Source organism: Sediminibacterium sp. C3, from assembly GCF_000508085.1.
Taxonomy (GTDB): Bacteria; Bacteroidota; Bacteroidia; order Chitinophagales; family Chitinophagaceae; genus Sediminibacterium.
The window spans coordinates 2,873,134-2,894,937 of sequence record NZ_KI669560.1 but is presented as its reverse complement, the minus strand read 5'-3'; the positions used below and the strand labels follow the sequence as shown (position 1 = coordinate 2,894,937).

Here is a 21,804-nt window from a genome sequence, read left to right as displayed (position 1 = left end):
ATTATGGCAAATTTCTTTTGCAAATGGTGTGGAAGTAAATATTCCAGCGTTTCAAACTTGACATCAGGCTCTTGTTCTAAAAATCCAGAAGGCAACAAACACGGACTTTACGAAGGAAGTGAAAAGTCGCAGTACGTCTGCAAATTTTGCGGTAGTAAGTATTCAAGTCTTACAAACTTATGTTCGGGTTCTTGTTCAAAAAGCCCCACCAAAAAACACCAACCAGCATTATAAAACATTTATCAAAGGTGGCTTCGCCACCTTTGATATTTTCAACACCCAAAATAAATGGAAACAATTACAGCAACCGAAAATAAAACAGCAGAAAGTATTAAATCGCTTTTCCAATCTTCTGAAAATATCAGAATACCTGCTTATCAAAGAGCATACAGTTGGGAAAACAAACAATGTTCTCAATTTCTTGAAGACCTTTTAGAACAAAAAGGGAAACGTTATTACTTGGGACAATTCTTATTTGAAAAAGATGGTTCTACCCTCTTTATCATAGACGGACAACAACGATTAACAACGACAATTTTATTTCTTTCAGCAATTGCAAAAGTTAATGCAAGCAAAGGACAAAGCATTGAAGCAATAAAAGCAATTTACTTGACCGACGTGTTTAAAACCATTGAAGATGACCAAGTAATTTTCAAAAAAGTTACTCAAAAGCATTTAATTTCTATAAGTGACGACACGGAAACTATATCACAACGCAGAATAATTGAAGCATTCAACTATTTTGAAACTGAATTATCCAAACTTGACAATGAAAGTCTTGATTTAATCCAAGAGACTTTGGAAAACGCTGTTATCAGTACCTTTTTTATCACCAACAAAGTTGAAGCAACACAGGTTTTTGAATACCAAAACAATCGTGGAAAGGAACTGTCAAGATTTGAAGTAATCAAAGCGTATTTAATGCATCAAATCTACATTCAAAGCAACGACAACAAACAAGCTAACAACGACATCGCAGAAATTCAAAGCATCATTTCCAAAACTTACAGATACATTGAAGCGGTTGAAGGATATTTTACTGAAAACGAACTTTTGGATAATTGTTGTAATCTCTTTTACAACATTAACGGAAACATTGAAGCTATCAAAGAGCGGCTAAACAAAACGTCAGACAAGACTGAATGGATAAAACTGTTCTTTGAAAATTTTGTAGAGATATCTCATAGTGCAAAAAGTATTGTAAGTAATAAGACCCAGTTAGCAATTACAAACCTTTTCTTCGTTGGCAATGAAGCTAACTGGAAACTTATTTTACTTGTTCTTTTCAACAAAGGAGACAACAAAGGCGAGACATACGACAAGATTTTGAAGCTGTTGGAAATCTTATGTTTCAAACTCAAATTAGGCGATTATAGAACCGATAATCTGCCATCGCTTGCAAAGCATTATTTCAGAAAAACTAATGGCTACGACATTGAAAGATTATATCACGACATAAAACATTCTACCGACTTTGGTTTTCAATGGTACTGGAATAACAATGATTACTTCAAGAATATCATAAACAACTACTTTGATAATCAAAAGCATCATTACAACCGAAATACAATCAAGTTTATTCTTTGGCAGTATGAAAACAGTTTGAGAGTTAAAAATCGTTCTGGTGCATTGTTGGACAAAGACCTTTATAACAGTTACACTATTGAGCATATCAAACCTCAAAATCCAACAGACGAAGAATACACAGAAGAATTTAAAAAGAACTTTCTTCAACTTGCAGGGAACTTAGCACTTTTGACACAGAGCCAGAACAGCAAGTTTGGGAACAAATCGTTTGACAAAAAAAGTGAGTTGTTTCAGGACACAGCACTTTCAAGCTATACAGAAATACGAGAACATAATGTGTGGACTGAACTTGAAATAGCGGAGCGACACAAACGAATTTCAGAGTTTGCTAAAAAGTATTTTGACACTTCAAACTTGTGACGAAGAAACACAGCAGGCAACATGGGGTTTTGTGCAAGCAGGGCTTGACGTTCAAACTTCTGCTGTTTGCATCGCTGTACTTTGGTTCGGGCTGGACGGAATGCTGTTGGGCTTTTAGTTGTTAACTTGTACTTTTATTTCTTTATTGGGCTTCAGTTCCGGGCTGGACAATCAACAATGCCCTGCCTGCACAAAGCCCTGTTCGTTGGTGGCAAGCGTAAAGCGACCCCAAGAAAACAGACAAATGACTAACAAAAAAAATATGAATTCAAGTAAGACAAACACAAATGAATTGGAGGACTTAAAAGTGAATACCAAAATCAAACTTGCGGCACTTTGGACTTCTGTGACATTCTTTTACATCTATGGAGACTATTTTGAACTCTATGTGCCTAATAAAGTGCAAGGGATAATCAATGGTAACAGTATGCTCGACAATCCTGTAAAATTGTTTGTAGCTTCGTTATTATTGGCAGTTCCAGCTTTAATGGTTTGCTTATCTGTTATATTGAAACCAAAAATAAATAGATGGCTGAATTTAATTGCAGGTATTTTTTTTACAGCAATTATGCTTTTGATTGCAGTTACTTCAATTTCAGGATGGAGAGCCTTCTATGTTTTTTATGCAATTGTTGAAAGCATACTTACATCAATAATCGTATGGTATGCTTGGAAATGGACAAAAATTAAAAATTGACTTATCGACCGAATTATGGCATCTGACTACTCAAACAAAAAATTAGCAAGAATTGCGGGACTTTTATATTTAGGGGTTGTAGTAACAGGTATTTTTACTTTAATGTATGTGCCTTCTAAACTTTTTAACACTGACGATACTGCTTTAATTTATCAAAATATTGCTTCATCTCAAACACTTTTTAGGTTCGGAATAGTTGGAGGACTTTTATGTTATACATTTTTTCTTTTCTTACCACTTGTACTGTACAAATTATTGAAACCTGTAAATGAAAATTATGCAAAACTTATGGTGCTTTTAGCGGTTTTGAGTGTCCCCACATTTTTCTTGAATGTTCAAAACTTATTTTCAATTCTTTCGCTCATTACAGGCGGACAAAGTAAGTTAGGATTATCAGCAGAGCAAATCCAATCACAAGTAATGCTGTATCTCGACCAATATGACAATGGTATGCGAATTGTTCACATATTTTCAGGACTTTGGTTGTTTCCTTTCGGCTATTTAGTTTTCAAATCAGGTTTCTTGCCTAAAATTTTAGGAGTATTACTAATGCTTGGCTGTTTTGGATACTTAATAAATTTCTTGGGACACACTCTAATTGATAACTACTTTAAATTTGGAATATCATCATACATAAGTTTACCAGCAAGTATTGGCGAAATTGGAACTTGTTTATGGCTTCTAATTATGGGTGCAAAAGACAAAAAAACAACGTGATGACAAAAACGCCAGCCACCAACATCGTATTGGCAATAGTGGGGCTGACAGTTGTAAACTCAACATTTGTAGTTCTATTGGACATTTGTGCAAATGTTGAGCTAACGTTTTTCAAATTACCCACCATCGCCAATACGTAGCCGTTGTGTGCTTTATTGAATGATAATGAGACTTTTAATATTTTTTTATTTTCTCCCTTATGTTTATTAGGTCAAGTAACTCTGCAAGGTAAAATTATAGATGCTAAGAGTAAAAAAATAATTCCATTTGCGACAGTTGGACTGTTAAAAGCGAATATTGGAACAAATGCTAATGAGGATGGTATTTTTTCGTTTATTTCAAATTCAAACATTCAGAATGATACTTTAATTATTTCGTGCATTGGATATTCGACACATAAGTTCTCTTTAGAAAGTAATAATACAGTGAATCTTGTTATAGAGTTGAATGAACAAGTATCTATTTTAACTGATGTTATCGTTAAAAACAAGAAAGATTGGACAACTGAAACGCTAAATGATTTCACTAATTGTGGTAATAATTTTATTACGACAAGTGGTTTCTTAACTCAATTAGCACAGCATTTTCATGTAAATGATGAAAATGCATTGTTGACTAGTATAAGAATATGCAGAATGAGTAATGCTTTGCTTTATCCAGAAAAAACTAAATTTCGAGTTCGTATATATGATATGGACACTTTAACAGGGTCTCCCTCAAAAGATTTATGTGACCAAATAATTGAAGTAAAATCTCACAAAAAAATTGTGAACGTAAATCTTGAAAAATATAGAATCAGAATACCAGCAAAAGATTTCTTTGTTTCGATAGAATGGCTTAAAATACCATATAATGAAAGTAGAAATAAAGTAAAGATCAATGGAAGGGAAATAGAGAATATTACTTATAGACCCAGCATAGGTTGGACAGACAATGAAAGTTCAAAAATTGAAGTTTGGATGCTTGATTATAAAAATATCTGGCGTTCGATGGTTAAATTGAATCATAAATCCAGTATTTCCATTTCAGCTACAATCAAATATTAGCAAAGAGAATCGCACACAACAATAGGCTTTACGCAATTTGGGCTTCAGCAATGGCCCATCAGCTTTGGTAGTGCTAATCAACTTCAGTAATTTGGCTTTCAGCTAATCGCGTTTTTTAGTGGCCAAGCCAGCAGTAGGAACAACTATTCCCAACCTGCGTAAAGCCCGAACGTTGTGTGCAACCCTAAAAGACGACACGACCGACAGAAAACGAACAGAAAAATGAAAACAAAATGCCAACGCTTCAGCAAAATCAAAAGAGCTGCATCCCAAGCTCAAAGCCAACGCAATGCAGCACATTTGCCTTTGCCCCAACGCACAGATTCATTGTCCATAACAGCATTTAATTATTAACAGCAGAAATCAAAAGATGAAGATTAAGGATATATCCAAGTTTAGAAATTATTGGAAAGAAAAGGAAGGCTTTAACGGCTTTGATGAAAACTTTATTGGAACCAGTCACAATGGCGTGAATGGTTTTTATAGGATTGTAAATGGAACTGTTCACGATATAAAAGCTGACCTAACCCCTAAACTACAAAACGCTCAAGATGAGCAAGCTATTTATGAATTTCTTCAAAATGCTGCCGATAGCAATTCGAGCAACTGTGCTGTTATTTATGATGAAGATTATTTTATGATCATTAATAACGGGCAGCCATTTACAGTAAAAGATGTTGAAGCAATTTTAAATTCATTTCAAGGAACTAAAGCAGATAAAAGTCAAAAACAGAATTGTGAAAAAATAGGAAGATACGGGATAGGTTTTAAACTCGTTCATAGGTTAGTTGGAAAATCAGATGGTGCAAAAGAGTTGATTGAAAATTTACACGGTCCAGTTATTTTAAGTTGGTTCAAAAAATCACAATACGATGATTTTATTAATTCTGATACAAATCCTATTTTTTCTCACGACAATGATTTAAATGGTAAGGACTCCCCTTGGCTTTTTAAAATTTCCCTAACTTGTTTTCCTACAATGCCGAATGAAAAAGTCAAAGGTCTCGATTTTAATGAAATCGTTATTTACAATAATGAAGAACTGGAGGCACTAAAAACATTTTTATTGAAACACAAAGGGAAATTGGACGAACTAAACCTTGAAAATGGTTCAATATTCTTCTTGAAATTTGGACAGAATAAACACAAAAAACTTGAGGAATCACTTAAAAACATTAATTCAGGAATTGGTTATTCACTTAATACATTAAAGACTCTTGAAACTGTAATTCTCCAAGAAGAAATTGTAACGAGAATTCCGATAGAAAGAATTGATGTCAAAATCTTTCCAAACGAAGATGCATTCAAAACAATTGACCCTGAATTTCCAGAATGTCCTATCGAAATTATGTTTGGTTACAAATCGGGCGAATTTGAAACTTTAAAGGGTGCACCTAATATTTATCAATTCTTTCCGATGAGGAACGAATCTCACGGATTGTCATTTTTAATTCACGCTAGTTCATTTGCTAAGGTTACAGATAGAACGAAATTAGACGACCAAGGGGAATCTAACATTCATACATTCCAATTCCTAACCCAACACATCCAGGATTTACTATCTGATGACTTTCAAATAAATGATAAAGCAAAAGCAAGAGATATTTTCAAAGCGATAATTTTCTCCGAAATATCACAGAGACAAAACAGCCAGTTGGTTGTTAATGAGTTTCTTCTTCCACTAATCGAATACTTCAAAGGAAATGTTCCTTGCCATAATGGTGATTTTCTTCAAAACACTGATGTGTTGATTAAAGGAACTGAACTAGATATAAACCCAATTGATTTTGGAATAGATAAGCAGTGGTTTTATTGGAATGTAAAAGATGACAAGGAGTTAGTCAAAGAGGCTCGTAAGTCTAATAAACTTGATTTAGAGAAATGGAACATAGCCACATTAATAGAAAATGCAAATGTTGATAAAGTAAACGAATGGCTAAGAAATGCAGATGAGAAAGAAATAGAATTATTTCTAAATGAAATTGATGAAAGTATTCCTGATGATAATTTCTTTGAAATTCAATTCTTGAAATGCTCTGACGGAGATTTCTATTCAATAAATGAAATATCCAATTCTAAAACAGTTATAGCTTTATTTGATAAAATATTTGACGTTTCACAAATTCTGAACAAGCTTGACTTAGTCACTACCGAAATAGATTTATCAAATTTTGATATAATCCGTAAAAAGGCATCAGAAAAAATTTCATACCTAAGGGTTATCAGTGAAAAGACTGTATTTGAGGATTACATAAAACCAGCAACAAAGGAGAATGATTTAGAAGAAGCAGAAAAAAAGAAACTGTTTCTATCTGTGAAAGAATTACATAATGTTGGTTCCAAAGCATTAAAAGAATGGGAGATATTTTCTACTTCTGAGAACGAAATAAAGCCGATTGGTGAGTTAATTACTACTTCATCAAAGGTTGAATATTGGTTAAGTAAGTATCAAATTAAAAAAGAGGAATATTTCAAAGAATTAGAGGATTTCTTAGTCCAACAAGAAGAAATATATCCTTCAATTATTTTCCCCAAATGGAATGAAATAATTGATGATAATGAATTTGACGAAACAACGATTGGCAACTTCTACTCTACAATACTTAAATATTACAATCACGAAACACATGGAGGAAAAAGTTTAACAAAACAGCGTTACATATTTTCTGAAAATGAGTTTTGTGAGAACAGTGAAGTATTTTACAATGATTCATTTCTATCTATAAATGATTATCTGAATTTATCTTCTGCCATTCAAAAAGTAACTGACTATAAAACACCTAGCCAGCAAATTCTAAAGTTCCTTTCACAACAGCCATTTCAAACCGAAAACGACAAACTTCTGGACCATCTCAATGATGTAGATTTAGAAATAAATGAGGCATTTGAATTACTTCGTTATTGCCAAAAAACTGAAACTAAAATATTTTCTAAAGTAACATTTTCAGAAAGTGGAGATGAAGTAGCAATTACCGTTGATAGCAATAAAACACAGTATTACTCAACGGATGATGAATTGGTAGAATTCATTGAGGAACATTTGTCAGACACTTTTGTCCTGCTTCCAAAATCAATTGAAGATTACAGGACTTTAGATGGCGTTTTACGAAATCAAGAATTATTTGAAAGAATAATAGCTGACCTAGATAATATTCACGAACTGGTAGAAGAATTTCTACCTCTATTGAAGCATAAGGAAGTTATCAAGTCTTATATATCAGAATTGAATGAGATTCGATTAAATTCAGATAAGCATATTACTAATGACAGTTTTGAATTCTTACTTATTTCAAACATTATTCAGCATTTTGAGGATGATGATTTTGAAAATATCAAAGCAAAATTCGTAATTGAAGGAAATGACATTGAGTTTAGGCTTTCTGAAATAACCTCAAGCAATGAAATTCAATTTGATATTGATGATAAAATTTATTCGCTTAAAGTATCGGAAATACTACCCAATTCAGATAATTTCACAAAAACTAAAATTCTTGAAGATTTAATCTCAAAGCTTAAAAAACTTGAACTTCCAAAAACCAAAACAGGAAGTCTATTTAGTGTTGAAATTGGAGATGATGACCTGATTGAGAAAATAGCAGGTGATTTACTAGAAACTATCGAGGACAAAACCCTAATAAATTCTGAACAAGTTGCATTTGCTTTGTTTTATGAAGCTACAAATAGCTGGAGTAACTTTGGTGATTTCCAAATCTACGCCACAAATGAAACAGCCTATTCTATAAATGAAATTTGGTATGTTCAGAATTACTCATTTCTCAATGAAACAGCAACTATTTCAAATAAATATGAAGGGTTGGCAAAAATCCTAAAATTAAAAGACGAGCATCCTATCTTTAAAATTAGCGATGATTGTGTTTTTCTTTTCAAGCCAACTTTTGATGATGATGGTAATCTACTTTGTAAATATTTAGATGAAGAACTTGATGTTAAAAAATGTATAGAATTATTTGAATTTTTATTTATTGAATATAATAAAAGAGGTAAAGACAGCAAAAGAGACTTTGAGGCAATTAGTGACTGGAGCAAATTTGGGGATACTGAAACTAACCAAATAATCGGTTTTATCCCTTCTCAAATTATTCTTTCAGATGATTTCGATTATTTTCTTAAATCAGAGCAAACTCCTGATTGGCTGATCGAGTGGTCTGATTCGAATGATAAAGCCAAATTTTTATCGGTATTAGGAATAAATCACGATAATTCAGATATTCTAAAGTTACGAAGATCTTTGGTTGGAGACATTGAAATATCGCCTGATGAAATTACCAATAGTGAATCTCTAAATACTCAACTTCTGGAAAACACCTTGGAATGGCTTTGTGTAGGGAAAATATGGGAGGATAAATGGATTGAAGAATCTGAAAAAGTTGAGATTCTTAATGCTATTCTAAATGCTCTAAATTGGGATTTAGACGACTACTGGTCTATTGATACTGATAAATTAAGCGAAATATCTGAAGAATGGGATGACAGAAATTACATAGAATGGAAAGAAGAAGATGATTCTTTTGAGGTTCAACTTATTGCTGGTCATATTCCATATAAGTTAGAATACAACGACTCAATAATAGCACAAGATTCGAAAGAGGATTTTTGGTATGATGAAGACTCAGATATATTTTATTGTAATAGTCTAAAGTCTCCTTTATTACTTCTTCAATTGGCAGCAGAAGAGGGTATTATTGATGCTGATAGTATAAAAGCTTTGACAAATCAAGGTCTCGCAAGAGTAAAGGAGCTTGAAGAAGAAAATCGGAGATTAAGAAGCCAAGTAGCAAAATCTAGGGGACGAGGAGAATATGACGATAATGAGGAAGATATTCCAACTTCAGATTTACTTGACAATACAGATGAAAGGACTCGGATTGGCATCCAAGAAGAGGCACAAGAACAGATTTTTGCAACTTTAAGATCAAAGGGTTATAAGATTCCTAATAATATTAAAATACGATATACGATTGTAGATGGCATTATTAACCCTAATGGGAACTCAATAAAAATAGTTACAAAAAGTGCCAAAGGTGGAACCATATATTTCAATCCATCTGAATGGTTAGCACTATCCGAAGACGATAGCCAACTTTTTGTTGTTTTAAGTGGTCAAAGAGTTTTCAATGTTACATTGGATGACTTAATTAATAACAATGACAAGTTTCATTTAAGGTTTAATACACAAGCCTTTGCTGTAAAAGCAAATTTGAAAGCGTTTGCACAAATGGTAAAGTATTTACCTGAGACACACTTTTTATTCAACGCACCAATCAGCACAACGGATTTCTTTAAAGAATTTGGGTTAAATGAAAGAAATCCAAGTTCAATTGAACTATCTGCTGACGATAAAAACCTATTGCTTTAATGATTTACAGCCGAGAAGAACATATAAGATTTTTAGAAGAAGAGCTTCGGGCACAAACAGAAGCCTACAAGCAAAAGTTAGACACTTCTGCACTTTTTCTTTTGCAAGACCGTGAAGAACTTTTTGTTGCTCAATTTCTCACGTTCAAAGACGGAGAAATGATTCTAAAATTCCCCAACACAAGAGGAATACCAAGACAAGGCGAATATCTTTACTGTTTTACAGTTCCAAAAGAACTTAGAAACTACAGAGATTGGGGAAATAAAACTTATGGCGATTTAATAAAAGCAAAAACAAACTATTCTGAAATTGTTTGCATTTGGCAAGCACCATCAAACGAAAAAGATTTCAGCATTGCAGGTTTCAGAGGTGTGGAACTTGAATTTGCAATTCACATACAAGAAGCAGAAGGAATGATACTTCTTTTGGGGCCAAACAAACCCCCATTTGAATACATTGCAAATCTTCAAAGCATTGTTCAAAACCAAAACAATGAATCGGTAAATAAAATCTTTGACCAAGATTTTCAAGTTTCCGATTGGACACCCTCACTTCTTGACAATAAAAACAACATTGCTGACTTTGTTTTATCTCAATTGGCTTTGCAGGACAGTCTAATTATTCAAGGTCCGCCAGGGACGGGCAAAACATATTTGATTGCTGAAATCTGCGAACGACTTTGTAATCAAGGAAAATCTGTATTAGTAACAGCATTAACCAATAGAGCTTTAATTGAAATAGTTGAGAAGCTAGCTTTACAAAGTCTATTGGAAGAACATCGTATTTACAAAACAAAACTTTCGGCTGACGAAGCAAAAACATTTAAAGATTTACAGCAAACAAAAGAAGTTAGTCCCCAACCTTACAATTTAATTCTATCAACGTTTTTCATAACCAGCGGACAAGCAGCAAAAACTTTTAATGAGCCACCTTTTGACTACGTAATTGTTGATGAAGCAAGTCAGGCACTACTCGGAATGTTTGGCGGTGCAAAACTTTTAGGAAAGAAAAATATTTGGATTGGAGACACAAGACAGTTACCGCCTGTTGTTTCATTAAGCGATGATAAAGTGAGCCGTAAAAATTACGGTGCTTTGGTTGACGGCTTAAAAGCACTTTCTGAAACAGCATCTATACCAATATTTCAGCTAACTGAAACACATCGTTTAACGGACAGAGCAGCAAAGTATTCAGGATTGTTCTATAAAGACAGTTTGCATTCAAGGGCCAAAAAAGATATTCGCCTTTCTTATTCGGAAATGGACATTGATTTTGGAAGGTTATTCAATCCAAATGGTGGTCCGACTTTAATAAAAACAGATTTAAAAGCTGGCGAGTTCAAACCAACGAATGCCTTGAAACTCGCAACTGACATTGTAAAACACCTATTAGAAACCAACGAAAAATTACATATTTCAGTACTGACATACTTTGTTGAAACTACAAAAGCATTACAAAAAGCAATTTTTCAAACAATCGGCTATCATAATAATTTATTGATTGAAACGGTTTCAAGAGTTCAGGGTTTGACAACTGACGTGACAATTTTTGTTGTTCCAAATTCAAGTTATCATCGTTCATTAGAAAACAGACTTTTCAATGTGGCAACAAGTCGCTCAAAACGACACACACTTATTATCACGGACAAAGGAGTTTTAACACGTTCACAAATTGACAATGAAGTAAAAACGTATCTTCAAAAACTTGACGAAGAATTTTCATTTTACATTCAATTTGACGGTTTGGCTATTTCAAACATTAGCGAAGCTAAACAAGAGCCAGTTGAAAAAGAAAATACAGAAACTACTGAGGCAAAAACCGAAACTGAAAGAAATGTTGGTTTAAAAGTTCTTGGAACAATAGACCTTTCAAAATTTGAAAAGCCCAAAAAGGAAATCAAAAAAGACAAAGAAAATATCTACATAATTGACACGAATGTTTTTGTTGATTATCCCGACATCATTTCTAAAATTGACAAGAAATATCAAGTCATTTTATCGGCAAAAGTCATTGACGAGTTAGATAAATTGAAAGTTACGCTATCAGAAGAACATAAGAAAAATGTTCAAAAGGCAATTAAACAAATCAATGACAGTTTTGACAAACGAAATATTAAAATGAACACAGCCGACCTGACTCTGCTACCAAGCGACTTTGACAAAAAATCGCCTGATAACTTTATTTTATCGGTCGCACTAAGATATATAGACGAAAATCCAATTATGCTGACATCTGACAACGGTTTACAAGTTAAATCAAAAGGTTTCGGCATAACGACAATAACATTAAAGGACTTTTTAAAACAAACGAGATATTAGCCAAGACTATTGGTGGCACATTTGCAAAACCGCACAAGCCCAACGCCAAAGCCAAGTTTTGCAAAAGAGCCACCAAGCCAACGCACGACAAAAATACAAACTAAATGACTGACAAGCAGACATATAAAACAGAAGGGCAGCACACAACAGGCGTTTGGCGGCAATGGCGGGTGTCGTGGTTAATTGAACATTCTACCTCGCATCAACTTTTGTGGTGTATTGACAGTTTTGTGCTCCGAAATCCGCCACTGCGCCAAGCGCCAAAACGTGTGTGACTTGAATTAAGCATTATTGAGATTAATGTTTAAATGCTGTAAAACAGATGGAAGCATTTCTCTGATAATAGGGAGAAATGACGGTCTTCCGAAGACGACTTTCTGGAGTAGTTTTCAAACCACTTTATGCTGCAATAATTGGAAACGATTTTGTAGTGAGCGATAAAGAAAAACAGAAACGATGATTTCTGTAGGTGCGTAATACAAGAGCTGAACGCAAGTGAACCAATGATGAAGCCTCGTAAGGGCAATAGCGATGTCGAAAGTAAGCAGTTACGTTTGTGTTTACGAATAGAGTGTAATGAATACCAGATTATAGGTTACACGACATCCGGGGTTAAGTTGGCAGGACTGTATTACAGGCTGTTTTATGGAACAAGTGAAGTCATTGTTGTTTTGTAAAATCGAAAGAGGAACAAACGCTTTTGGATGAGGCGAAGCAATGGCGGCAGACTTAATCATAGTAGTGAGGAAGCTTATGAAAATAAGTGGAGCGAAGGATTAAGCTTGTTTAGTTATCAAAACCAATTTACAACCAGTAATGGGATGACAGATTATTTTGAGACAAAATCACAACCAATTACCAAGTTAATGGTGTGGCAGGCTTACAAGAAAGTAAGAGCCAATCAAGGGAGTGCTGGCTTAGATGGTATGACATGGGAGTATGTAGACAAAAATGCATATAGATTATTATACAAGCTATGGAACAGACTTTCTTCAGGATCATATTTTCCAGCACCTGTTCGCCAAGTTGCTATTGCAAAGAAAGATGGTGGAATAAGAAGTTTAGGCATTCCGACTATCATGGACCGCATAGCACAACAAGTTGTCAAGCAACATTTAGAATTGCAGGTGGAACCCGTTTTTCATGAGGGGTCATACGGATATCGACCCAATCGAAGCTGTCACGATGCTGTTGCAAAAGCCAACAGTAATTGTTTTAATCACGATTTTGTGATAGACATCGACATACAAGGCTTCTTCGATACCATTAATCATGAACTATTAATGACTGCGGTTGCACATTACTGCAAAGACAAATGGGTACAATTGTATGTAGAGAGATGGTTAAAAGCGGGAATAATAGAGCAGGATGGCAAAGCCACAAGAACTGTGTTGGGTACACCACAAGGTGGAGTAATTAGTCCGTTATTAGCAAATATTTTTCTACATGTAGTATTTGATGGGTGGATGGCAAAGGAACATCCAGAAAAGCCATTTGAACGATATGGCAGACGATATAGTAGTTCATTGCAAGACGGAGAAACAAGCAATATTTGTGCTTAACAAAATCAAACAGAGAATGGAGAAGTGTAAACTAACCTTACACCCTACCAAAACAAGAATAGTCAATCTGAGAGGGTATTCAGAAAAGAAATACCCCAAAGGCTTTGACTTTTTAGGATTCACTATACGCCCCAATTGTGTAAAGTTTAAAGAAAAGGTTTTGATTGTTCCAAGCATCTTCATTAGTACTAAATCCAGGACTAGTTTACTGGAAAAGTTTAAAGATTGGAATATACACAAGCGGCGAAAACCACTTGTAACTTTAGCCCAATATTTAACACCACAAATACGGGGAATCATGAATTACTTTCATAAGTTCTCAAGTGGTCATATGAACTATGTCTGGAAACAATTAAATGCGAGACTATTAAAATGGGTTAAATGGGAAAAGGGTTTGGGGGTAAGAGCAGCAATTAAATGGTTGCAAATACAATACAAACTCAATCCTCAATTATTCCCACACTGGCAAGTGGCACATCCGTAAGTTATAATTAACTTGTGATTTATAAACAAGAAGAGCCGTGTGATGGGAGACTATCAAGCACGGTTCCGTGAGAACGTAAGGGTGAAAATCCCTTGCGTGACTCGATTAGCGGTAATTTTAGATGACGCAACATTCACGGAAGAAGCCAAGAACAGCAGCAAAATATGACATCAGACAACTCGACTTATAGAAAGACTGTTACACAATTTGCATTGATAAATCAATCTTTAAAGGGCTTGGGACAAATAATGCTCCAAGACAATGCAATAACTGGCTTGCTGTTTTTAGTTGGAATTCTTATTGGTTCAATCAATATGGGAATAGCTGTAATCATTTCAGTTTGTGTAGCGACATTTGCAGCCAACCTTTTTAAGTTTGATACAAACGATATAAACAAAGGACTTTATGGGTTTAATGCTGCTTTAGTTGGAGCAGCCATAATTTTATTCTGTAAACCGACACTGATTATATGGTGTTGTATTATTATAGGTGCAATCATTTCAACGGTTATACAGCACTTTTTTATAACGAAGAGAATAACCGTTTTTACTTTACCATTTGTATTAGTAACTTGGGCAATACTGTTTATCATTAATCATTTTTTACCCGAGTTTAACATTATCCCATCTACTGCAAATGCTTATCACGAAACTGATTTCGGATTTGCCTTTAGAGGATATGGACAGGTTATTTTCCAAGACAATATGGTTGCAGGTGCAATATTCTTTGTTGCCGTATTTATCAACTCGCCTCTTGCAGCATTATATGGACTTGCGGGTGCAGTAATGGCTGTATTTATATCTCAACCCTTTTCTGTTCCCATTGAAAATGTTAATTTGGGTTTAGTAAGTTATAATGCAGTTTTATGTTCGATTGCTTTTGCTGGCAATAAATAAAAGATGGAATTTGGGTTTTAATTTCCGTTGCACTTGCTTCAATCATTAGCCATTTGATGTCCAATATGATTTACCCCCAACTTACATTTCCCTTTGTTGCTGCATCCTGCACGACATTTGTTTTGAAAACTATCTTTAGATTGAGTAACAATCAAATTAATTAACTGAACATTGAGCGAACATATATTACCAAAAGTGTGGCAAAGATAAACTACCGCTAACACGAACAGTGCATAAAAACAAATAAAAAATTACCTTTTTAATGTAAAGTTGAACAGTAGTATGGTTATAAAACAATTGTCCTCAGAACCCAAAAAACTGTTCCTAATAGACAGTATAGGAGCTTTGACTGCCGCCTTTTTATTGTTTGTAGTATTGAGAAATTTCAATGAGTACTTTGGAATGCCGGAAAGAATATTGACTTGTCTATCAGTAATTGCAGTTTTTTTCTGTATTTATTCAACGACTTGCTTTTTTGTGATTAAAGCGAACTGGACACCTTTTATTAAGGTTATTAGCATTGCTAATTTGCTTTATTGTGTCTTGACTATTGGTCTTCTAATTTTCTACTACCCTCAACTTACAACTATTGGGACAGCATACTTTGTAGGGGAAATAGCCATTATTATTGGACTTGTTTACATTGAACTAAATGTTTCAAATGAAATCGAAAAAAACAGAATAGTTAAATACAAAAATGACTGAGAAGGAACCACAGCTGGTAACAGCCGTTTACCGCAATGGGGCCGACGTGGTTAAATCAAGTGCAGTGTTTCTATCACCATTTGTGCTTGGTTGACAGTGAAGTGCTCCGAAATCCCCCACTGCGGCAAGCGACAAACCGTTGTGCGTCACTTTTGACAACCTGCAAATGGACAATAACTTATCATCAAATAGAAACATCAACACCTGTGACGAATGCAATAGCGAATATTACTCTGACAGTTCTGAAATGACTAGTTTATGTCCGGAGTGTTCACACATTCTATACGGTTATGAAAACTGTGAGCATCAGTTTGAAACTGGAAGATGCATCAAATGCTTTTGGAATGGCAAAGAGTCTGAGTACATACATAAACTCAAGGACAAACACTTAAACAAAAGCAAGAGAATAATTTACGTTTTGGAGTTTTTGCAAAATAAATACGGAGAGACAAATATTGTAATTAATGACCATTGGGAAGCAGATAAGGAAGCTATAGGTTTGACAGATAAGACCGGACAGTATTTGGCATATATCTCAACAATAAGCGACATAGACAATAATTACTTCCTTGCTTTAGAAAATCCATCTGTGGACAATGAAATCCCATATTCGCCTGCAGGTGAATTTGACAATATTAGTTTGACAGAACTTGAAAAAATATTGACACGACATTTAAGACTGAGTGAATAAAGCGAACGCACAACATTGGTATTTGCAAAAGCTGGGCGGACGTAAGCCGTGTTTCAACTTTTATCTATAAATTTAGCTTCGGGTAGCCAGGTCGGACGGAAGTCTATTTTCCAGCCTTCGTAAATACCTGCTCGTTATGTGCAACCCTAAAGCGACACTCTAAAGATTATGAACAGAATTCTTTCAATAAAACTCAATATAACAGACAAGCGGGTAATTCTTGTTTTAACACAGCTTGTATTTATTTCTGCAATATTGGCATTGACACAAGACTTTTTACGGGCACATTTTAAAAATTCAGCATTTTATTTTTCAGAAGCATTTATGTTCAGTTCTTTTTGGTGGCTTTTTGCTCCATTATTATTTATGCAGTATTTTGCCATTAGGCATAAAAACATAACCCAATTAAATTTTCAAGTAGCTGTAATTATTTTACCTATCATTTTTCATCTGCTTACATTTCCGTTTTTAGTTTGGGTGCTTTCAAAAGTATTTTACTATCACACTTATTCATTTTATCAAACATTAAGATATACAATATCTGAACATCTATATCTGCTGATGTTAATTTATTCAATCCCAGCTTTAGCTTTTCAGTTTTTTACGAGAAATAAAAATCTGGCAGAAGCCCTCACTGATACGAAAATTGAAAATCTTACAAACCAGTTTATCAATACGGTTGTAGTATCTGAAGGGCATAAAAAACTCACCGTTATGGTTTCGGAAATAGTATACTTTTCTTCAAACTCCCCATATATAAATATTCACCTTACATCTAAAAAATTTTTACAGAATGAAACATTGAAATCCATTTCAGCTAAGCTAAATCCTGGGCAGTTTGTAAGGGTGCATAAATCTACAATTGTAAATATTGCTATGGTTGCTTCATATTCAACCAGGCTTAACGGAGATTATGATTTGACAATGAAAAATGGCACACAACTCAGATTAAGCAGAAATTTTGCTGCTAATTTTAAAGACCTGTTCACCAAAAGTCATCGTTTGACAACAGAATAACATCGCCTTACTACATCCATTCAGGTTGTCTGTATTGCAAATGTGAAATTTGTAAAAAATCATAATTATGGGCATAAAAGCAAATTTCATTTTATTAGCGGTATTTACCACTTTATTAAGCTGTAACGGGCAAACAGATACCAAAACAGCAAAACAAAATTTAAATACAACAAAAGCTATAGTTGGTGGAGGCTGCGATGGCTGTGAAATTATGTATGTTGGTATGCCCGAAAAAATTCTTGCTGAGCATACAAGTGCAGGTTGGACTGAGGGCAAACAAAAACTCATTTTGACAGGTAAAGTTTTTCAACTTGATGGCAGAACACCCGCATCTGAGGTCATTATATACTATTGGCATACTGACGATAAAGGTTTGTATTCATCAAACAACCAAACACCAAAAAAAGCAAAGGAACACGGCAAGTTACGTGGTTGGGTTAAGTCTGACAAGAATGGAAACTATACAATCAAAACAAGTAGACCTGCCGCTTATCCAAATGATAACATTCCCCAGCACATTCACTTATCCATAAAAGAACCAGACATCGCCAACGAATATTTTGCTGACCTTTATTTTGATGATGACCCATTGTATCTAAATCATAAGAAAAGGTATGGCAAACTTGACAGAGCAGGAACTGAATTGTTAAGAATTGTATTGGACGGTAACATTCAAATCGCAGAACACAATATTGTATTGGGTTTAAATATTCCTGATTATCCTACTATAAACAAAGTAGATATTCAGTCGGGTTTAAACATAGGTGAAGATCAACCTTCATTTATGCCATTTCACGCCTTTGGACCTGATAAAGGAACAAGAACTTGCCCAGTTTGCAAATATGGACGGTTTCACGGAATTGTTTACTTTGTTGGCAACAATCCAAATTGGGCCGACATTAAAAAATGGCTTACTTTTTTAGAGCAAGAAAGTGTAACACGGAGTAAATACTTAAAAGCTTATTTTGTTTACGGAAACGAAAAGAATTATAACAAAGACCAACGACAAAAAGAATTAGAAAATATTGGACTTGAACTAAACTTAAAAAATGTTGCTCTAACTTTTGTGCCTTCAATGACAGACACAGAAACCGAAGTAAATTTGAACAAAATAAATCCATCAGTTGAAAACACATTTGTTATTTACAGACACAGAACAATTATTGACAAATTCATTGATATAAAACCAACGGCAGACAATTTTAGATTAATTGCAACAATATTAGACAAAACAAAAAGCGAATACTTCAACTTATCTGAACCAAAACACTACTGACAAAGAAGAACCCACCCACCTCCATTTAGTGCTGTGCTAACCAACTCCCGCCTTCCTGCCTCAACAAAAGGCTTTAAGCAACTTGATCTTGTATAATGCTCATCATCTTTGGCATTTCGAAGATCTTCAGTAACTTGTTATAGCAAATAAATTCTATGATGTCCAAGCCAGTAGCAGAATATTTTCCTGCCAAACTTCCCCAAATTTGGACGTGTATATTATAACACAACTACTATTATTCAGTATATCCTTTTAATACTAAACTTATAATATGAGAATCTTAATAAAATTCTTCCTATTATGTCTTTGCGCCTCTACATTATCAGCTCAGGAATTTGCATCAATCAGCATAGAGAAGGAAAATGGAAAATATGGCGCTGTGAATATTGACCTTCCTTTGCCTGAGCCTCCTAAACGCAAAGGTAAATTAGACAATGAACCATTAACTCGGCCATGGATTGTGCCTCCTATATATGATACTCTGGTTTTGTTGAGTACTAGCACTTATTATCCTTCTTACAACAGGTCGTATCGTTTGTCTTTATTTGTGGCTAGGCAGGGCACTTATTATTCCAGCTTTTATGAAAGGATTGATATGCTCTATACCCAGTCGCTGAGAAGTGAGATTTTGAAACCCATTTTCCGAGAGAATAGCAAAGCTGTGGGATTCAAATTTGCTCCCATATCTGCAAAAATCTCTGCACATCCAATAGCGTTATTGGGTGAGAACGGCAAATGGGCAGCAGGAAACTGGGATAGTCGTTATTTTCAAAATAGCAATTATATGTACGATAGTGTAGGTTTTCAATCTGTAGTCAACGAGGTTCAAGCAGATGAAAATACCCAAAAAGGCACCTGGATTGTTTATAAAAATGGAAAAAAGTTTTACATAAATAAAGATGGTAATCCTATGGAGTGGATTGGGAATGCAAAAAATGAAAAGTATATCATCAAAGATTTTAACTATGGCAAATATGATATGATGTATATGTTTTCCAAAGCTGGTAAATATGGAATTGTAGCATCAGAAGTAGTTCTACCAGCAATATATGATAGTATAGATGCGCCTGAACAGGTGTATAAGGAAACCCATAGTATTGCATTTGCAAAGCAAAATAATTTATTCAAACTATTTGACCTGCGCTCTGCTAAACTAGTGACATTGCCCATCAACGTGACGGCCTACAGAACTTTTTTCCGAGATGTATTTTTGAAGTCAACAGAAGGTAAATGGTATATTTTCGATGGAATTAAATTGAGCTTAGATTCCACTGCATACGATTATTTGTTCCATAATATTCCAGGCCGGATATTACTCATGAATAGCACAAAAAGCATGTCGTATTTTGGTGAAAAAAGAGAAAGTGTGATAAAGGCGGCAGGGCCCGGGGTTGCAATGCCCTCAGTTAATGAAAGTTATAGCTATGTATTGTCGAATGGGTTAATACATTATAAAGAGAACACGAATAACTTACAGGGGTTGAAATATCCAAACGGTCAAATATTTGTACCCCCTGTATTTTCGAGGGTAGCACCCAGCGCCTACACCAAGCCCGAAATATTTGATAATCCTAACAGCAAGCCAGAAGATTGGTTGTATGAGTTCACTAAAGACTCGGTATTGGTAATTGGGTCAGTAGATGCTAAAACGCACAACATAACTGGTCACAGTCTTTGTACCAAATGTAGTGGTTACGGTTATACATACAGGGAAACCAGAGAATCGGTAAAGGGTGAAACCACTACCTATACCACGTCACCTGTTCAGCAGCTAAAGTCTGAATCTTTTGATGTGAAGACAGGCACCTGGACTAAAACATACTCCAGTGTAAGCCAGCAGGTTACTAAAACCTCGCCTGATAAAGTATTGGAGACCATAGATCGGCTTGAATGTAAACTTTGTAGAGGTAAAGGTAAAACCAATTATGTGATTAAGTGGGATGGTAAAAATTACGTCATGGTAAAAATGCCTTAGCATAACTTGACTTTTTCTAACTAATACCAATCCCCCAATAAACAAGGTATAAATACCTAATTATTAAAAACTTTCTTACATTCAACTGCTATGTTTACAGTTGAACAATTCAAGCAGCCCATAGTAAAGTAAAATCAGGAGCAGATTTTCCTGCTTACATCAAGGAAATCAAATCTTTGGGTGTTACCAAATACCAAACCTATGTTTCAGATGGACATATCAATTATCATGGAGCAAATAACTATATAGCAAATGTTCCTTCCAAATACGAGCCTATTGAAATTGCAGATACAGTTAACGAAGATGTATTCAAAGCTGAGTTAAAGGCCCACCAGCAAGGAAAGACAGATTTCCTGACATTTATTAATATGTGCACAGCTACTGGAATTGAAAAATGGGAAATCAATATGGAGAATATGACTTGCACCTACTACAATAAAGCAGGCAATGCCCTATTGATTGAGCAGATACTTCAATAATTCTATCATTTAGATTATCAACTCCAATTAGCATTGTTTTCCCCTCTATATAAAACCACTCCCGTAATCCACCCAAACAAAAAATTAGAAATCCCCACTTCAAATCCATGCCCAACCCGAATCACCGCAGGCATTAAATTATTCGGTGGTAAAAGGGGAGCAATACCACCCAGAATAGAAAAGACCATACCCACTAAAACAGCATACCTCCATTTGGGTGCTGTGCTAACCAACTGCATGTATATCATCACTTGAAATGCAGGAATCTTCCCCTTGTAAAATTGATCCAGTTCCGGCAGGCTCGCTTGTAATATCATCCAGGCTATGATATAGAATAATACATAGAGTAAAACCCCGCTCACCAATTTCCAGCTCCATTTCAACAGGCTTCTCTTGGCAAGTGCCACCCCTTTCATTTCCCCATTTGTGTTGGGGTACACAAAGGAGAGCAGAGGAAAGCAGGTATCTTTTTTTATCTTTTTTAGCAACTAAAATGTACATGAAGGCAAAGCGCAATAACAAATCCTACCTGTTTTACTATATAAATCACTAAGATAATTTTGTTAAAACCTAAATATTTATTGTTTATCAATAAATATTTATTAAGTTTGTGTTTA

16 protein-coding genes are annotated in these 21,804 nt (G+C 34.7%); 15 read left to right on the top strand and 1 reads right to left on the bottom strand.

The features are described from left to right. Positions 1-288: 288 nt before the first annotated feature. The 15 genes from F777_RS0113590 (at position 289) to F777_RS16810 (ending at position 21,187) form a co-directional block, all read left to right on the top strand. Positions 289-1,947, top strand: a complete 1,659-nt coding sequence (locus tag F777_RS0113590; RefSeq protein ID WP_173399633.1) for a DUF262 domain-containing protein — start codon at positions 289-291, stop codon at positions 1,945-1,947. A 262-nt stretch (positions 1,948-2,209) separates the two neighbouring features. Then, complete coding sequence (locus F777_RS0113580; protein ID WP_026752521.1) at positions 2,210-2,644, top strand: DUF6326 family protein; 435 nt, start codon at positions 2,210-2,212, stop codon at positions 2,642-2,644. Positions 2,645-2,659: 15 nt separating this feature from the next. Continuing rightward, a complete protein-coding gene (locus tag F777_RS0113575) occupies positions 2,660-3,361 on the top strand; it encodes a DUF4386 domain-containing protein (protein WP_026752520.1) in 702 nt (233 codons plus the stop codon). A gap of 143 nt (positions 3,362-3,504) precedes the next feature. Continuing rightward, entirely contained in the window at positions 3,505-4,407 is a 903-nt protein-coding gene (locus F777_RS0113570; protein ID WP_026752519.1) for a carboxypeptidase-like regulatory domain-containing protein, read from the top strand. Between the two features lie 370 nt (positions 4,408-4,777). Beyond that, the gene (locus F777_RS0113565) at positions 4,778-9,784 is read left to right on the top strand and encodes a sacsin N-terminal ATP-binding-like domain-containing protein (protein WP_026752518.1); all 5,007 of its coding nucleotides are present in this window, start codon (positions 4,778-4,780) and stop codon (positions 9,782-9,784) included. Continuing rightward, on the top strand, positions 9,784-12,102 hold the full coding sequence (locus F777_RS0113560) for an AAA domain-containing protein (protein WP_026752517.1): 2,319 nt from the start codon (positions 9,784-9,786) through the stop codon (positions 12,100-12,102). The genes F777_RS0113565 and F777_RS0113560 overlap by 1 nt, the downstream gene beginning before the upstream one ends. A gap of 704 nt (positions 12,103-12,806) precedes the next feature. Then, positions 12,807-13,664 carry a reverse transcriptase domain-containing protein gene (locus F777_RS18515; RefSeq protein WP_051408623.1) on the top strand — a complete coding sequence of 286 codons (858 nt, stop codon included), beginning with the start codon at positions 12,807-12,809 and terminating at the stop codon, positions 13,662-13,664. Beyond that, complete coding sequence (locus tag F777_RS18510; RefSeq protein WP_369791990.1) at positions 13,561-14,148, top strand: reverse transcriptase domain-containing protein; 588 nt, start codon at positions 13,561-13,563, stop codon at positions 14,146-14,148. The genes F777_RS18515 and F777_RS18510 overlap by 104 nt, the downstream gene beginning before the upstream one ends. Positions 14,149-14,312: 164 nt before the next feature. Beyond that, entirely contained in the window at positions 14,313-15,044 is a 732-nt protein-coding gene (locus F777_RS16820) for an urea transporter (protein ID WP_081720519.1), read from the top strand. Between the two features lie 282 nt (positions 15,045-15,326). Then, positions 15,327-15,749 (top strand): hypothetical protein, encoded by a 423-nt coding sequence (locus tag F777_RS0113545; protein ID WP_037369518.1) that lies wholly within the window; start codon positions 15,327-15,329, stop codon positions 15,747-15,749. A gap of 166 nt (positions 15,750-15,915) precedes the next feature. Next, complete coding sequence (locus tag F777_RS18250) at positions 15,916-16,440, top strand: hypothetical protein (protein ID WP_201767613.1); 525 nt, start codon at positions 15,916-15,918, stop codon at positions 16,438-16,440. 168 nt (positions 16,441-16,608) lie between these two features. Next, a complete protein-coding gene (locus F777_RS0113535; RefSeq protein ID WP_026752515.1) occupies positions 16,609-17,457 on the top strand; it encodes a LytR/AlgR family response regulator transcription factor in 849 nt (282 codons plus the stop codon). A gap of 67 nt (positions 17,458-17,524) precedes the next feature. After that, positions 17,525-18,733, top strand: coding sequence for a dioxygenase family protein (locus F777_RS0113530; protein ID WP_026752514.1), 1,209 nt, complete (start codon positions 17,525-17,527; stop codon positions 18,731-18,733). 271 nt (positions 18,734-19,004) lie between these two features. Further along, entirely contained in the window at positions 19,005-20,708 is a 1,704-nt protein-coding gene (locus F777_RS0113525) for a hypothetical protein (protein ID WP_026752513.1), read from the top strand. A 107-nt stretch (positions 20,709-20,815) separates the two neighbouring features. After that, positions 20,816-21,187 (top strand): DUF1398 domain-containing protein, encoded by a 372-nt coding sequence (locus F777_RS16810; protein WP_152530926.1) that lies wholly within the window; start codon positions 20,816-20,818, stop codon positions 21,185-21,187. A gap of 17 nt (positions 21,188-21,204) precedes the next feature. Here F777_RS16810 and F777_RS0113515 read toward each other — a convergent pair whose 3' ends face one another. Further along, positions 21,205-21,603 (bottom strand): hypothetical protein, encoded by a 399-nt coding sequence (locus F777_RS0113515; protein ID WP_152530925.1) that lies wholly within the window; start codon positions 21,601-21,603, stop codon positions 21,205-21,207. Positions 21,604-21,804 lie beyond the last annotated feature (201 nt).

What these genes read in the sequence shown, in the direction of transcription:
- F777_RS0113590 (WP_173399633.1), top strand. Translation starts at nt 289, where the DNA reads ATGGAAACAATTACAGCAACCGAAAATAAAACAGCAGAAAGTATTAAA.
- F777_RS0113580 (WP_026752521.1), top strand. Translation starts at nt 2,210, where the DNA reads ATGAATTCAAGTAAGACAAACACAAATGAATTGGAGGACTTAAAAGTG.
- F777_RS0113575 (WP_026752520.1), top strand. Translation starts at nt 2,660, where the DNA reads ATGGCATCTGACTACTCAAACAAAAAATTAGCAAGAATTGCGGGACTT.
- F777_RS0113565 (WP_026752518.1), top strand. Translation starts at nt 4,778, where the DNA reads ATGAAGATTAAGGATATATCCAAGTTTAGAAATTATTGGAAAGAAAAG.
- F777_RS0113560 (WP_026752517.1), top strand. Translation starts at nt 9,784, where the DNA reads ATGATTTACAGCCGAGAAGAACATATAAGATTTTTAGAAGAAGAGCTT.
- F777_RS18515 (WP_051408623.1), top strand. Translation starts at nt 12,807, where the DNA reads ATGAGGCGAAGCAATGGCGGCAGACTTAATCATAGTAGTGAGGAAGCT.
- F777_RS18510 (WP_369791990.1), top strand. Translation starts at nt 13,561, where the DNA reads ATGGGTGGATGGCAAAGGAACATCCAGAAAAGCCATTTGAACGATATG.
- F777_RS16820 (WP_081720519.1), top strand. Translation starts at nt 14,313, where the DNA reads ATGACATCAGACAACTCGACTTATAGAAAGACTGTTACACAATTTGCA.
- F777_RS0113545 (WP_037369518.1), top strand. Translation starts at nt 15,327, where the DNA reads ATGGTTATAAAACAATTGTCCTCAGAACCCAAAAAACTGTTCCTAATA.
- F777_RS18250 (WP_201767613.1), top strand. Translation starts at nt 15,916, where the DNA reads ATGGACAATAACTTATCATCAAATAGAAACATCAACACCTGTGACGAA.
- F777_RS0113535 (WP_026752515.1), top strand. Translation starts at nt 16,609, where the DNA reads ATGAACAGAATTCTTTCAATAAAACTCAATATAACAGACAAGCGGGTA.
- F777_RS0113530 (WP_026752514.1), top strand. Translation starts at nt 17,525, where the DNA reads ATGGGCATAAAAGCAAATTTCATTTTATTAGCGGTATTTACCACTTTA.
- F777_RS0113525 (WP_026752513.1), top strand. Translation starts at nt 19,005, where the DNA reads ATGAGAATCTTAATAAAATTCTTCCTATTATGTCTTTGCGCCTCTACA.
- F777_RS0113515 (WP_152530925.1), bottom strand. Translation starts at nt 21,603, where the DNA reads ATGAAAGGGGTGGCACTTGCCAAGAGAAGCCTGTTGAAATGGAGCTGG.